The 15,158-nt window shown below is 47.6% G+C and carries 9 protein-coding genes; all 9 read left to right on the forward strand.

What is annotated here, in order from left to right; translation table 11 throughout:
* A partial coding sequence (locus tag L976_RS03855) for an MSHA biogenesis protein MshP (RefSeq protein ID WP_081990947.1) occupies positions 1-367 on the forward strand: 367 nt, incomplete at its 5' end.
* A 10-nt stretch (positions 368-377) separates the two neighbouring features.
* Entirely contained in the window at positions 378-5,009 is a 4,632-nt protein-coding gene (locus L976_RS03860) for a DUF6701 domain-containing protein (RefSeq protein ID WP_047534416.1), read from the forward strand.
* A 339-nt stretch (positions 5,010-5,348) separates the two neighbouring features.
* Complete coding sequence (locus L976_RS03865; RefSeq protein WP_007651015.1) at positions 5,349-6,398, forward strand: rod shape-determining protein; 1,050 nt, start codon at positions 5,349-5,351, stop codon at positions 6,396-6,398.
* Positions 6,399-6,442: 44 nt separating this feature from the next.
* Positions 6,443-7,471 carry a rod shape-determining protein MreC gene (mreC, locus tag L976_RS03870; protein ID WP_037422442.1) on the forward strand — a complete coding sequence of 343 codons (1,029 nt, stop codon included), beginning with the start codon at positions 6,443-6,445 and terminating at the stop codon, positions 7,469-7,471.
* Complete coding sequence (gene mreD, locus L976_RS03875; protein WP_037422445.1) at positions 7,471-7,959, forward strand: rod shape-determining protein MreD; 489 nt, start codon at positions 7,471-7,473, stop codon at positions 7,957-7,959. Before mreC ends, mreD begins: the two co-directional genes overlap by 1 nt.
* A 2-nt stretch (positions 7,960-7,961) precedes the next feature.
* Positions 7,962-8,546 (forward strand): Maf family protein, encoded by a 585-nt coding sequence (locus tag L976_RS03880; protein WP_037422448.1) that lies wholly within the window; start codon positions 7,962-7,964, stop codon positions 8,544-8,546.
* A 109-nt stretch (positions 8,547-8,655) separates the two neighbouring features.
* Positions 8,656-10,122, forward strand: coding sequence for a ribonuclease G (gene rng / locus L976_RS03885; protein WP_051714234.1), 1,467 nt, complete (start codon positions 8,656-8,658; stop codon positions 10,120-10,122).
* A complete protein-coding gene (locus tag L976_RS03890; protein ID WP_047534424.1) occupies positions 10,122-14,372 on the forward strand; it encodes a YhdP family protein in 4,251 nt (1,416 codons plus the stop codon). Before rng ends, L976_RS03890 begins: the two co-directional genes overlap by 1 nt.
* On the forward strand, positions 14,296-15,144 hold the full coding sequence (locus L976_RS03895; protein ID WP_047534428.1) for a carbon-nitrogen hydrolase family protein: 849 nt from the start codon (positions 14,296-14,298) through the stop codon (positions 15,142-15,144). The genes L976_RS03890 and L976_RS03895 overlap by 77 nt, the downstream gene beginning before the upstream one ends.
* The last annotated feature ends 14 nt before the right edge of the window (positions 15,145-15,158 follow it).

Below are 15,158 nucleotides of genomic sequence, written 5' to 3' on the forward strand. Positions count from 1 at the left end.
TTTTGTTATTACTGTGATGTTTTTATTGGCCGCCGCCCTAATCAACATCGTCGAAGATGCCGATACCGGATTAACTCAAGAGGTGTGGGGAACCCGGGCTTTAGCCGCGGCGAATAGCGGTGCCGATGCCGCATTAGCGCAATTATTCCCATTGAATGCGCCTGCCAACGCTACGGCGACTTGTACCAGTGTTTCAAGCAGTTGGACGCCACCCGATGTGGTGGGCTTTCATGCCTGTAGCGTCAGTTTAAGCTGCACATCCTATGCGGCTGGCGCTGTCACTCAATATCGGATCAATAGTAAAGCGGTGTGTGAGAATGGTGATACCCGTGTTAGCCGTCAAGTAGAGGTAGAAGCCCGTGGTTAGATTGCTAGGGATGTTAATTAGTTTGCTGTTATGCAGTTATTCGACTCAAGCGTTTGAGAGTGTTGACTATAACAAGTATTTTCCTGCGGTGGTTCAAGGACACCATGGAACGGCCAGTGGATGTGCAAGCCCTGCTTCAAACTTAACTATCTATCGCGGTTTTATTGATGGAACGGGCGGGCAACATCTCGCTTATTGCAGCAGCAATAAGGCGGGTAATAGTATGCAGAATAATGTCTGTGATGATGGTGCCGGAGGGGTTCGATATTGTGATATTACGGGTTCTGATATTGCAGGCCTTAATTTGAATTCTCCCGCTAATCAGTTTCAAACGGGTAATGGTTCTGTTGGGATTGGTTATGGTCAATGCCAACCCAGTACCACCTTTGGGGCTGATAATACAACGGAATTTGGTTCAATTATTTTAGATAAAAATGGCTGTCAGCTAGCGTTTTCTGCTAATCACTCTACTTATAAAATTAAAAATCTGATTCTCGATAAATCGACTGTGCTTAATTTATCCGCGGGAGATTATTGGGTTGAGAATTTTACCGTTACTGGTGGTTCACCCAATATTAATATCGCGGGCGATGTACGATTTTTTGTTAAAAATGCCGTTAACATTTCAGGCGCCCTAAAGTTTAATGCATCTGGCGCCGGTGAATTACTGTTTTTGGGGTACAGTAATATCGCTCTAAATACATCTAATATTGATATAAATGCTTATATCTACAGCGATGCAGAAGTCACTATTAATGGCACTAATACCATTTTTGGCCGTATAACCTCTCGTAAATTAACGGTTAATGATGATTCAAAAATTATTGGCGGTTCGAACCCTCAACTGAGTTTTGGTAAGGCGACATCTACTTCAGTGGTTTTTGATGAGGCCTTTCCTGCTGGAGTGACTCCCCTCGTATTCTTGATGCCTACCATTTCGAGTTCATCCATTAATGCTGATGGACCTGCTTCGGTTTTCTTGTCGAATGTGAGCAATACAGGTTTTACTTGGTACCAAGCAGAGCCTTCGAGCCCAAACAATCGTTACATTCCATCTTCGCCCATGCCAGAAGTGCATTGGATTGCGGTAACTCCGGGTAGCTACACATTATCAAACGGTAAACGTTTTACCGCAGGCACAGTGACGACCAATAGTGCTTTAAACATGTCTTCGTCGGCCTGGGTTAATCAACCTCTTGCCAGTGGATTAACGGTAAGACTCAATCAGTTGCAAACCCGCAATAATAATTGTTGGTTAACCAGTATCTCTCGGCCCTATAACGGCGGCATGCAATTAAATTTAGATACTTCTGAAGTGTATTCTGGTTCAGGTAGTAATCGGCGTTGTCAGCCTAGTGGTGTGAATTCACTTAACGATGAGACAATTGCTTATCTTGCCATCGAACCGGGTGTTGGCACTATGGCGCTCGGTGGAGAAAATGTTCGCTATCAATTCGCTAACACCATCACCCATCAATCAGGCACTTCATTAACACAGCAATGTGCTTACACCACGGCGTTAACAGGGTTTGACAATGCTCCAACCTTTGTGGCGGGTAAGTCATCTCGTAATGGTAGTGATGGTGGTTGGTTAAGGCGTTGTACACTGACATCGACACTGGTTAGTGTCGTCAATGACGAAGATACTTATCAAGATACTGATCGGACGCATGTTTCGGAAGATTATGGGTTTATCGCGCTCGAGAAAGTCGCCCCTGTTGAAGAATGTTTTACTGACGATTTTTCCCGTTCTAGCCTTGGAAATGACTGGGCAATAAAAGTATTAGGGAGTTCAACGCCACCAAGTATTGTGGGTAACAGGCTTAGAATTACTCCTGCATCGGGTAACCAAGCGACATCAAGTACCTTCCAGCGGCTATTTCCTGCTGAGGATAACCTAGTCACTGTTGAGTTTGACTATTTTGCTTGGTCTCCATCGTCAGGTACCGGGGGGGATGGTATTGCGGTTATTCTCTCTGATGCATCAGTGACTCCTCAACCGGGTAGTTTTGGTGGTGCCCTAGGGTATGCTCAGCGTAATGATGGTACATCGGGTTTTGCTGGTGGTTGGCTAGGTGTTGGTTTAGATGAATATGGTAACTTTTCGAGCGGTAACGAAGGTAAAGTGGGGGGGCCTGGATTTAGGGCGCAATCCATTGCCCTACGTGGTTCCGCTGCATCAAATTATAGTTATTTAGCTGGAACAGCTGCAAATTTAAACCCTGCTATTGATGTGCGAAGTACCCAAACGGCGCAACCTAACCATAAGTATCGAATCAAAATTGATTCAACGATCAATGGGCAAGCGTGGGTCTCCGTTGAACGGGATGTTCGTGATGGAAGAGGCTATCAAGCACTTGTTTCGGCTTTTGATGCAAGGGCAAAAGCTGGCCAGGGTGCGGTACCTGAAGATTTTTATTTGTCATTCACGGGTTCTACTGGGGGAGCAAATAACAACCATGAAATCGATAACTTCAAAGTGTGCGCCATAAAATCACGGCCTGTTGGTCAACAAGTGCATCATTTTGAATTTGATTATTCGAACTCGCCGTTGACCTGTAAAGCTGAAACAATGGCCGTGCGTGCCTGTGCAAATGCTGATTGTAGTCAGTTATTTACCGATCCTGTTGTTGCGCAGTTGTCGTTAAATCCCAATACCAATGGCGCTTGGTATGTTGGTGGAGTAAATACTTCGAGTCTTAGTTTTGTTAATGGCATAGCAACCGCAAGCCTACGTTATAATGTGACAGCTTCGCCAGTGACGATTGGCGTCAGTAGTTCTATTCCATCTACCATTGCTGGAAGCGATACTCTTTGCCGTAAGGGGACTGGTCCTTTAAATACGGCTTCATGTACTTTAGCTTTTGCTGATAGTGGATTTATTTTCGACGTCCCTGATAAATTGGCAAACAAGCCTACTTCCATCAATATTTCTGCAGTAAGAAAGTCAAATTCGAGTTTGGAATGCGTACCAGTATTTGAAAATACGACTAAGAATATTGGTTTTTGGAGTAGCTATATTTCCCCCTCTTCCATCCCAAGCACTTGGCAGCAACCTCTTAGTATTAAAGGGAATGTATCTGGCTCGACAACGACTGCTATCGGCAAAACTGAGGTTTCACGTACCCAAATTCCGTTACAGTTTACTAATGGCGTTGCATCCCTCGAGATAAATTATCCCGATGCCGGACGAGTACAACTTGATGCTAGGTTTGATGGCACGGGTGAAGATGCGGGTCTTTTGATGACAGGCTCCGATCAGTTTGTCAGTGTGCCGGCAGGATTATGTGTCAAAGCCGTGGATGCCAGTGCCAGTTGCCCAAGTGCGGATATGAGCTGTAATGCTTACCTTAAAGCGGGGCAGAATTTCGCTATGACACTACAAGCCATGGCATGGGAAAAAGATGGCGATACGGATTTTTGTTCGGGCAACTTATCGACGCCTAACTTTAGCGACCAAGCCATGAAGCTTGTCAGTAAAGTTGTTGCGCCTAGTATCGCCAGTGGTGGCCATGATGGGGTGTTAGGCGTCACTTCCTATAGCCATACCGCGCAAACTAATAATCTCAACACCATCAGTAATCAAAGTATTAGCGAAGTTGGCGTGTTTCAAATTACGGCGCAGGCGAGTCCTAATTACCTTGGCTCAGCCAGCAGCTTGAATATTCCGATTGGCTATTCAGCCAATATTGGTCGCTTTGTGCCCGATAGATTTTTAGTGGGAGACGTTTCTGTCTTACCTGCCTGTGGCAGTTTTAGTTATATGGATCAACCTTTTCCTATGTCAATGAGCATCAAAGCCTTGAATATCGGCGGCGCGGTGACACAAAACTATTTCCCACCATTCTCCCTTGCAACTGCGAAATTGGTCGGAGAAAACAATAACAATGGTGTCGATTTACAGAGTCGCTTAAGTGCCTTGCCTGTAAAGGTTGATAGTTGGAGTCAGGGTGTGGCGACGGTGGATGGCGCTTATCGAGCAACCTTTAGTCGAATAACGCCAAATCTTGCTGCCAATCTGTATCAGGATGGCCCCTTCGAGCTGCTCGATATTGGCGTGCAGTTGCTGGATAACGATCCTCGGCCAAATGGACTTTACAGCTATGTGGCCTTACCGGATATGGATGCGGCATCTTCGGGCGCTTGCACTAACTGTAATGCTAAGAAAATCACCACTCAACTCCTACGCCACGGCCGAGTGGTGATGGATAACACCTATGGCCCAGAGACTGAAATCCTTAAAATGCCGACAAGAGCTGAGTATTGGAATGGCACTAGTTGGGTAATAAATGGAAATGATAGCTGCACCATTGCCACTTATGGTTTAGGTTCGCAGGTGGATAATGCAGGCCTTGGCTACAATTTTGACCCGGATTTAGCCACGGGGCAGAGTATTACTCGCACTGGCGCATCTTCAGCATTTCAAGCGGGGCAATTTGATTTGCTGTGGCGAGCTCTCACCTCTAGTGGCAACTTATATCGCGGTCAAGTGACCGCGCCTTTAGACGTACCGACTTGGTTAGAATGGTATTGGAACTGGAATGGGGTGTCTCCAACCAGCTTATCCGATCCCCGTGCGAGTGCATTTTTTGGGCGTTACCGTGGTCATGACAGAATCATCTACTGGCGAGAAGTTAATTAGTGGGGTAGATCGATTTTGCTGAATTGGAATTAGTCCGTAGTGATTTATCGTTATGCGATGCGTTTTGTTGCATGAACTCAAAGCATCATGCTGAGGCTAAAATGCAAGATACAGGTTTTACGCATGTTGCCAGCTTGTATTAAATGGGGTTTTGGGTTGTTTGATTTTTGTTCAATAAGGCGCGTTTATCGATTAAATAGTGTTTTTGAGTGGTCTATTTGAAAAAAAATCACTCCATTAGCGATTGTTAACCTCAACGGTCTTGTGGAATCAGGGTGGCATTGATAAAGTTAGCTGATTTTTCTTTTCTTCTGACTCCACAGAATACAGGCTAGTTACATGTTCAAGAAGCTGCGTGGCATTTTTTCTAATGATCTATCGATCGATTTGGGTACAGCTAACACCTTAATTTATGTTCGTGACGAAGGCATAGTCCTCAATGAGCCTTCTGTTGTTGCTATACGTGGTGAGCGTAACAGCTCTGGTCAGAAATCTGTAGCGGCTGTCGGTACAGAAGCTAAACAGATGTTAGGCCGTACTCCTGGCAATATTCAAGCAATTCGTCCGATGAAAGACGGTGTGATTGCTGATTTTTATGTGACAGAGAAAATGTTGCAGCATTTTATTAAACAAGTGCATAACAACAGCTTTTTTCGTCCAAGCCCACGCGTTTTAGTCTGTGTTCCCGTTGGCGCAACGCAAGTTGAACGCCGCGCCATTCGCGAGTCAGCCATGGGCGCGGGTGCCCGTGAGGTGTATTTGATTGAAGAGCCAATGGCCGCGGCCATCGGTGCAGGTTTACCTGTTTCTGAAGCCACAGGTTCAATGGTCGTTGATATCGGCGGTGGTACGACTGAAGTCGCCATTATCTCCTTGAACGGTGTTGTATATTCTTCCTCAGTGCGTATTGGTGGCGACAAGTTTGATGACGCGATCATCAACTATGTTCGCCGTAACTATGGCAGCTTGATTGGTGAAGCTACCGCCGAGCGTATCAAACACACAATCGGTACTGCTTACCCAGGCGATGAAGTGTTAGAAATTGAAGTCCGTGGTCGTAACTTGGCCGAAGGTGTGCCTCGTAGCTTTACCCTCAACAGCAACGAAATTTTAGAAGCACTGCAAGAGCCATTATCGGGTATTGTGAGTGCGGTTATGGTGGCATTAGAGCAATCGCCACCAGAATTAGCCTCTGATATCTCTGAGCGCGGCATGGTGTTAACTGGTGGTGGTGCGCTGCTGCGTGACCTAGACCGTTTATTAATGCAAGAAACGGGAATTCCAGTCATGGTGGCGGACGATCCTCTGACCTGCGTTGCGCGTGGCGGTGGTAAAGCCCTTGAAATGATTGATATGCACGGCGGCGATCTGTTCTCCGAAGAAACCTAATCTAACTTCGGTATAGGGCGGCTAATCACCGCCTTAGCTTTCCTATGAAGCCAATTTTTGTTCGTGGTATTTCGAACCAGTTCCGTTTAACACTGGCAATTATCCTGTCGGTGATTTTGCTTGCGGCAAATCACCGCCTTGAGCCTGCCCGTGAATCCCTTTCATCCGCTTTAAGCCCTATTCAATACCTCGCGAGTGTCCCCAGTGCGATCCTCGATTGGTCTTCTGAGAGTTTTGCGACCCGCAATATGTTGGCGTTGCAAAATAAAGAGCTGTTAAGGCAACAATTATTAATGAGTGAACGCTTACAGCGTTTCGAGCATTTACGTCAGGAAAACGAACGCTTACGCGCCTTGCTAGGTTCGCCTGCCTATCAGGATTCTCTCAAGATGGTTGCAGAGGTCATGGAGGTTGCCAGCGATCCTTCCCATCATTATGTGGTTTTAAACCGAGGTTCCCGCAGTGGTGTCTTTGTTGGTCAGCCTGTTGTGGATGCGCAAGGTGTGGTGGGGCAAGTTGTGCAGGTCAGTGAGATGACTAGCCGAGTGTTACTACTGTCTGATGTGTCCCATGGCTTACCCGTACGGATTACCCGTAATGATGTGCGCCTTGTCGCCAACGGGACGGGGGAACTTGATGAAATTGAGTTACGCCATGTTGCCAAGAGTACCGATATTCGTGTGGGCGACCTACTGGTCACTTCTGGCTTAGGTAACCGCTTCCCTGAAGGGTATCCGGTTGCGCGGGTAGTGGAAGTCTTTACCGAAGATGGCCAAAGTTATGCGCGAGTCACGGCTCAGCCACTGGCGGCACTCGACCGTATTCGTTATCTCCTGTTAATTTGGCCATCGCCAGATTCGGGTGTGACACTGCCTAATCAAGTGCCAGTACCGGCCGCAGATCATCCTGCACAAGACGTTAAGCCTGATACCAGTAATGGAACGCCAACGACTCAAGGCGGTACTCAGGGCACAAATGTCAATGTGGTACCCAGTAATCCCAATGCAGCATCCAGTAACGCTAATGGGGCATCTAACGCTGCTACTACCCAACCGCCAGCAGAGGTGCACTAATGAGTTTACAAGCTGCTAATGGACGCATCGCGGTTTGGCTAACCCTATTTGTTGGGCTCTTAAGCCAAATTATGCCACTGCCAGTAATTGTTGAGGCCTGGCGTCCTGATTGGTTACTGATGATTTTGATCTATTGGTCCATTGCGTTGCCCCACAGATATAACATTCTGACGGCTTGGGTTATGGGCTTAGCTCTCGATATTCTCTTGGGCGCGACTTTAGGTGTTCGATCTTTGGCAATGTCGTTGGTGATTTATATTGCTATTTTACATTGTCAGCGTTTACGTAACTTCCCGAAATGGCAACAGTCGCTGGTCATAATGCTGTTAATTGCTATCTATCACCTCATTGTTTATTGGGTTGAGTTTGTGATGGATGGCGCAACATTCCACTCTGAACTGTTTTTGCCTGCACTATCGGGCCTCGTTTTTTGGCCTTGGATTTTTTGGATTTTACGTCGCATTCGACGTCATTATAAGGTTCGTTAGTTGTGAATTTAGTTTTAGCCTCGACATCGCCGCGCCGGAAAGAATTACTGACTCATATTGGATTCGGACGGGCTGATTTTACGTTTGCGCAAGTAGCACCAGATATTGACGAAACTCCGAAGACAGGAGAGTTACCACGGGATTATGTTCAGCGCCTTGCGGCTGAAAAGGCCCAGGCTGGGCTTGCATTATGCTCAGGTATGTCACAGCCTGCTGTATTAGGTTCTGATACTATCGTGGTGCTTGAAAATGAAATATTAGGTAAGCCAGTTGATGAGGCCGATGCCAAGCGGGTACTACGTGCGCTTTCTGGAAGAGCACACATTGTGATGACCGCCGTCGCCTTAGCAAGTGTCAATCATACCGCAGTGCGTTTAGTTGAAACCTTAGTGCGTTTTTGTGTGCTTTCTGATGCAGATATCGATGCCTATGTTGCCTCACAAGAGCCCATGGATAAAGCGGGCAGCTATGGGATCCAAGGATTAGGTGGCTGTTTTGTCGAGTCAATTGATGGTAGTTACTCCTGTGTTGTCGGTTTGCCATTAGTCGAAACTCGCCAACTCTTATCTGAGGCGGGCATTATCTAGTCTGCGGTATTGGTTTTCAGGCTTAAAACATACTGAGATTAATTTAATTTCCCTAATGGGGTGAGTCGTGAATACCAGTCGCTTAAATCCGAATAAAATTCAGCGCAAGATGGGTTCAGAATTACTGATTAATGTAACCCCCTCTGAGGCGCGCGTTGCCTTAGTCGAGCACGGCGTGCTGCAAGAAGTTCATATTGAACGGCGCATGAAGCGTGGTTTGGTGGGCAATATTTACAAGGGCAAAATCAGCCGAGTGTTGCCCGGCATGCAAGCCGCATTTGTGGATATTGGCTTAGATAAAGCCGCGTTTTTACATGCCTCCGACATTGTGCCGCACACTGAATGCGTGGCCGATGTGGAGAAGGGCCATTTTGTGGTCCGTGATATCGCCGAGCTGGTTCGCCAAGGGCAAGATATTATGGTGCAAGTGGTGAAAGACCCTCTGGGCACTAAAGGTGCGCGCCTAACCACAGATATCACACTGCCTTCCCGTTATTTGGTGTTTATGCCTGGCTCTAGCCATGTTGGGGTGTCCCAGCGGATTGAGCAGGAAGAAGAGCGCAGTCGTCTTAAAAAAATCACTCTGCCATTCGTCGATGAAGACGGCGGCTTTATTATCCGCACTGCTGCCGAGGGCGTAGGTGAGGACGAACTTGCCCAAGATGCGGCTTTTTTGCGCCGAGTATGGTCTAAGGTCTCCGAGCGGCGTCAGCGCCGTGGCGTAGCATTACTCTATCAAGATCTGGCCCTGCCGGTGCGCATTGTGCGCGACTTTGTGGGAACCGAATTAGACCGAATTCAAGTCGATTCGCGCCGCACCTTTGCCGAGCTGCAAGCCTTCGCCCAAGAGTTTATGCCGGAAATCGCTGACAAGATTGAGCACTATTCTGGCCCAGCGCCAATTTTCGATTTGTACGATGTCGAAAATGAAATCCAGCGCGCTCTGGGACGCAAGGTGGAGCTTAAATCTGGCGGTTATCTGATTATCGATCAGACTGAAGCTATGACTACGGTCGATATCAACACTGGTGCCTTTGTGGGCCACCGTAATCTTGAAGAAACCATCTTTAACACTAACCTTGAAGCCACCCAAGCGATTGCACGGCAACTGCGGCTACGAAATCTCGGCGGCATCATCATTATCGACTTTATCGATATGCTGAGCGACGAGCATAAAACGCGGGTACTCAATAGCTTAAATAGTGCGCTCGCCAAGGACAGAGTTAAGACTAATGTCAGTGGTTTCTCTGGGTTGGGTCTAGTTGAAATGACCCGTAAGCGCACCCGCGAGAGCCTAGAGCATGTGCTATGCAGTGAGTGTCCAGCCTGTCAGGGCACGGGTAGCATGAAGACGGTAGAAACTGTTTCTTATGAAATCTTCCGCGAAATTATTCGCTTGAATCGGGCCTATGACGCCGACGAGTTTTTGCTTTACTGCTCGCCCGCTGTCTATAACAGTTTAAGTGGAGATGAAAGTCATTTGGTCGCCGAGCTTGAAGTTTATATAGGTAAGCGTATTCGCCTGCAAAATGAGCCTATGTATTCCCAGCATAAATACGACGTGGTGATGATGTAGTGGCAACGCTTTTTACTGCTAAAAAACTAAGCCGTTTTTGCTGGCAATTACTGGCACTGATCTTAGTCTTGTTTGCCTTGACGGTAAGCTTGATCCGTGGATTATTGCCTCAGGTCGATGAAGTACGCCAGCAGTTAGTTGAGTATGTAAAAAGCGAATATCAAATTGATATCCAAGTTGGCGAGTTATCCGCCCACTGGCAGGCCTTTGGCCCAGCGGTAACGGTTGATAATCTAGTGATCCCTACGCAGGACAAGCTCCCTGTTACCGTGTTGGTGAAGCATGTCCAAATCAAATTGGATTTTTGGCAATCGCTACTGACCACCAGTCCACGCATTGAAGATGTCAATTTCGATGGTGTTCATATTGCCCTCGATATCGATAAATTATCGGGTAATAAGGCGCAGGGGGCGGCCAATCAAACGGCGCAAACCGATTGGTTGTATAAGCTGCTCTTAAAGCAGCTCGAGCGTTTCTCGCTGACGGATGCTTCGGTGCAACTGCTTAGCTTGCAACATGAATATCGACCCATTCATATTCGTCACCTCAATTGGCGTAATAGTGGTGAGCGCCACCGCGGCGCGGGGGAGATTTACCTCGATAACAATACCTTGGTTAAGGAATCGCTCAGCCTGCAACTCGATATTAACGGCGATGCTACAGCGCCCGAGAGTTTAACTGGACAAGTTTATCTGGCGGCTCAGTCCTTAGATTTGGGCGAATGGGCATCACGCCAACCTAATCCCTATGATCCAAGCAAAAAACTGCCCTTAGAAGGGATAGTCAATCTTAAGGCGTGGTTTGATTTTGCCCATCGAAGTTTACGTTCTGGACTCGTGCAGTTTGAGCCAAGTTGGTTGCAATGGTCGATGCAAGGTCAACCGCAAAAGTTTGAGATCCAGTCCGGTAGCATTCATTGGGAGCCAAACGCGGCAGGTTGGGAGATCAGCAGCACTCATTTGGATTTTGTCACCAATGGAGTGCATTGGCCCGAGCTGAAGTTTGCGGCCAAGCAGCAAGACGATGCTTTATATGCCTATGTTAGCCGTTTGGATTTACCGACCTTATTTCCACTCTTGCCATTATTTCCGGGTGTCGATTTAGCCGTATTGCAGCAATGGTTTCAGCTCGCGCCCGAGGGTAGCGTCGGACCGATTCGTCTCTATCAAGCGGCAGATCAGCCTTTGCTCGCAAGCACTAGCGTTAAGCAATTGCACTGGCAGAAAGTGGAAGGAATACCCAATATCAACCCCTTGGATCTGAAGTTGCAATGGCAGGATGAAAAGTTAATTTTTTCGCTTCCCGAGCAAACTTATACCTTCGATTTTGGCGATCAATTTTCAGCGCCTTTAGTGCTGCATGGCGCGGCGTTAACCGGTGCCTTCGATACCCAAAGGGCAACCTTATCTGTGCCTCAGGTGCAGTTCGAAAACGACGATATTGGTCTTGCTGCTGCTCTAAAGCTGGATTTTAGCGCTGCTACCAGTATGTCCCTTGCCGCCAATGTTGAAGTCAAAAATGCCGCCAATGCGGATAAATACTTCCCGATCAAAGCCATGGGCGAGTCACTGGTTGAGTATCTGGATGGTGCGATTAAAGCGGGGCAGAGTCAAAACGCCCAAGTATTATGGCAGGGGGCATTATCGAGTTTTCCCTTTGAGGATAATAGCGGTGTGTTCCAAGCGGCATTTACCTTAAACAATGCCGAATACCAATTCCAACCAGATTGGCCCGCAGTCACTGATCTTTCCCTCGATGCCTTGTTTGAAAATGCCCGCATGGATATCTGGGTTAACCAAGGAAAGTTGATGAATGTGGTTGCCGATGGTGCCCACGTGTTTATTCCCGAGTTAGGCGAGCATTCGCTGTTAAAAATTCAGGCCGATCTTGCGACCCAAGGCAGTGCTGCGACTCAAGTGCTACAGGCTTCTCCCCTTGCCGATACTGTGGGCAAAACCTTAAAGGTTGTGCAAGTGCAGGGCGCGATAACGGGGAATTTAGATATTAGTATTCCCTTGTATGAGGGTGAGGCTGAGGATATCCGCGGTCAAATTATGTTTGATAACACGCCGGTGTTTATTGCGCAGCCAGGGTTACAACTCAAGGCGGTGACGGGCACAGTGCAATTTGCCAACGAGATAGTCGAAGGCAAAGGGATTAAGTCTCGCCTGTTTGAGCAGCCCTTGGAGTTTAGTTTTGTCACTCAACCCGAAGGTAAAGATTTTGCGCTGAATGTGGATATGAAGAGTCGTTGGGATCTCAGTCGTTTACCCTTAGAGTTACAAAATCCCTTAAGTAAGTTTTACCAAGGTAAAGTCGCTTGGGGCGGTAACTTGAGCATGATATTCGATGAGCAAGGCTATCAAATTCAAGCCAATTTAGGTTCCGATCTGGTCGGTGCCACCTTAACATTACCGGGCATTTTCGCAAAACCTGCTGACGAGCCTAGGCCTTTAATGGCCGAGTTTTCTGGTGATCAGCAGACTTCAACCCTGAGGGTAAAACTCGATAAACAAGCTGAGTTTATTGGCGGCTTTGAGGCTGAAAAAGGTACGCAATTCAATTATTTTGATCTGCTATTAGGGCGACTCTTCGAGGCTACCGAGGTGCCCAATACCGAGCTTGGACACATTAAGATCGATGTAACCAGTGGCAAGTTAGCTAATTGGTTACCCGTAATTAATGCCTTTGTTGCTTCAGATAACAAACCGACTCGCACTGGTATTTTGGTGGAAGAGGCAAATAACGCTAACTTATTCCCTTCAGTGGCTGGGGTTGATGCAAATATCGGCAAGTTTGATTTATTAGGGCAAGGGCTTACAGAGTTGAGACTCAGCGCTAAACCCAATGAAAATGGTTGGCGCTTCGATGCCAAAGCTAGTGAGTTTGAAGGAACGGTAGATTTTTACCCTAATTGGTTGACGCAAGGTTTAAAAGTGACTGCCAGTAAGTTCTATTTTTCACCCAATGTGAAGCCTGAAGGTGAAGCGGATTTTGCGGCGGAGCAGGTGCTCACTAATTTGCCGCCCGTTGCGGTGAATGTAGAGGATTTTCGTTTTTTCGATAAGCCATTTGGCCAGTTAGTGGTGCAAGCAAGTCCGCAAGCCTCGGGTTACCGCATTCAGACGTTATCTTTAACCACTCCTGAGGTGTCTTTGCAGGGGAATGGGATTTGGCAACAGCAGAATGGTCAAAATCAAACCGAGTTATCCGTCAGTTTGAATGCTAGTCAGTTTAGCTATTTGAGTCACCAACTTGGGATCGATCCCGGTGTAAATGAAGCTCCATTGAAGGTGAATGCCGAGCTAGCTTGGCAAGGTGCACCCTATGCGTTTTCCCTTGAAACCTTGAATGGTAAAGTTAAATTTGAATTGGGCAAAGGCCATTTATCCCAAGTGAGCGATAAGGGCGCACGGATTTTCTCACTGTTTAGCCTCGATTCATTAGTACGTAAATTGTCCTTAGATTTCAGTGATGTATTTGGTCAAGGCATGTACTTCAATTCCTTTACCGGTAATCTGCAAATCGATAATGGTGTAGTGAAAACTACGGACACTGAAATGGATGCGATAGCAGGTAATATGAAGGTGCGCGGCTATACGGATCTCACCAGCGAAAGCTTAAATTACGATATCCGTTTTGTGCCGCAACTGGCCTCAAGTGTGCCAACTGTGGTGCTGCTCAGTACCAGTGCGTGGACGCTCGGGCTTGGGGCGTTTGCCTTAACCAAAGTGTTAGAGCCTGTGATTGAGGTGATCTCTGAGATCCGTTTCCGAGTAACGGGCACTATGTCTGAGCCTGTGGTAGAGGAACTGGAACGTAAGAGTAAAGAGATTGAAATCCCCGAGTCGATTCTGCCTATGGTGGGGGGCGAATTGCCAGCGCTAACCGAGGGTGCTGAGCCGAATGATGCGCCACCCGTCAAGAATAGCGCCCCGACCAAGACAGACGATAAGCCGCCCGTCGAGCCCGAAAAAAACAACGAGCAACCTGCGCTAGATGCTGATAAAGCTAAAGAGAAACCTGTAAAAGCTGTTAAGGAAGAGACATCGCCGCAAACGCCGACGCTCCCTAAGGTTGAGCCTGCTGAGCCGCCTAAAGCCGAACCAGAACAACCTAAGCCTGTGAGCCCCAAGGTGGTATTGTCGATAAACACAATTCAAGGAGATAGTCATGCGCATCAGCCTGTTGCAATGTCAGAGCAGTCGCGACGTCAGTGCGAATCTGTTGTTTATCGAATCGCAGCTTGAGGAATTAACCCGTGAGTGCCTGCAATGGGACAAAGATGCCCCGCATTTAGTGGTGTTACCCGAATGCAGTTTATTGTTTGGTGGCCATGAGAGCCAGCAACTAGCCTATGCGGGCGATAGTCATCACAGTCCGTTAAAATCTGCCTTAAGTGCCTTAGCTACGCGCTATCGGGTGTTTATGGTGGCAGGGACGATTCCTGCGCTGGCGGAGGATGGGCGCATCTACAGCCGTTGTTATTTGTTTGATGATAAAGGTGATACCTTAGGGCAATACGATAAACTGCATCTGTTTGATGTGGATGTCGCCGACGGCACTAAGCAATACCGCGAGAGTGAAACCTTCTGCCCCGGCAATCATATCAGTGTCATCGACACCCCTTTTGGCAAAATTGGCTTGACCATCTGTTATGATTTACGCTTTCCGGACTTATTTAGGGCGCTGCGCCTTGCGGGAGCCGAGATTATTACCGTGCCTTCGGCCTTTACTAAGGTCACGGGAGAAGCCCATTGGCAGGTGTTATTACAGGCCAGAGCCATTGAAACTCAATGCTTTATTTTGGCCGCAGCCCAATGGGGCGCCCATAACCAAGGTAGTCGTGAGACCTGGGGGCAGAGCATGGTGATAGGCCCTTGGGGCGAGGTAATTGCCGAGCAGAAAACCGGTACAGGTTGGGTGCATGCCGATATCGATGTGGCCGAGGTGCACAGCATCCGCAGTAAAATGCCCGTGGCGCAACATAATCGCTTTACTGCACCGAACCTTAAACCTTGAACAGATTAAGCCTT

Source organism: Shewanella sp. ZOR0012 (genome assembly GCF_000798835.1).
GTDB lineage: Bacteria > Pseudomonadota > Gammaproteobacteria > Enterobacterales > Shewanellaceae > Shewanella > Shewanella xiamenensis.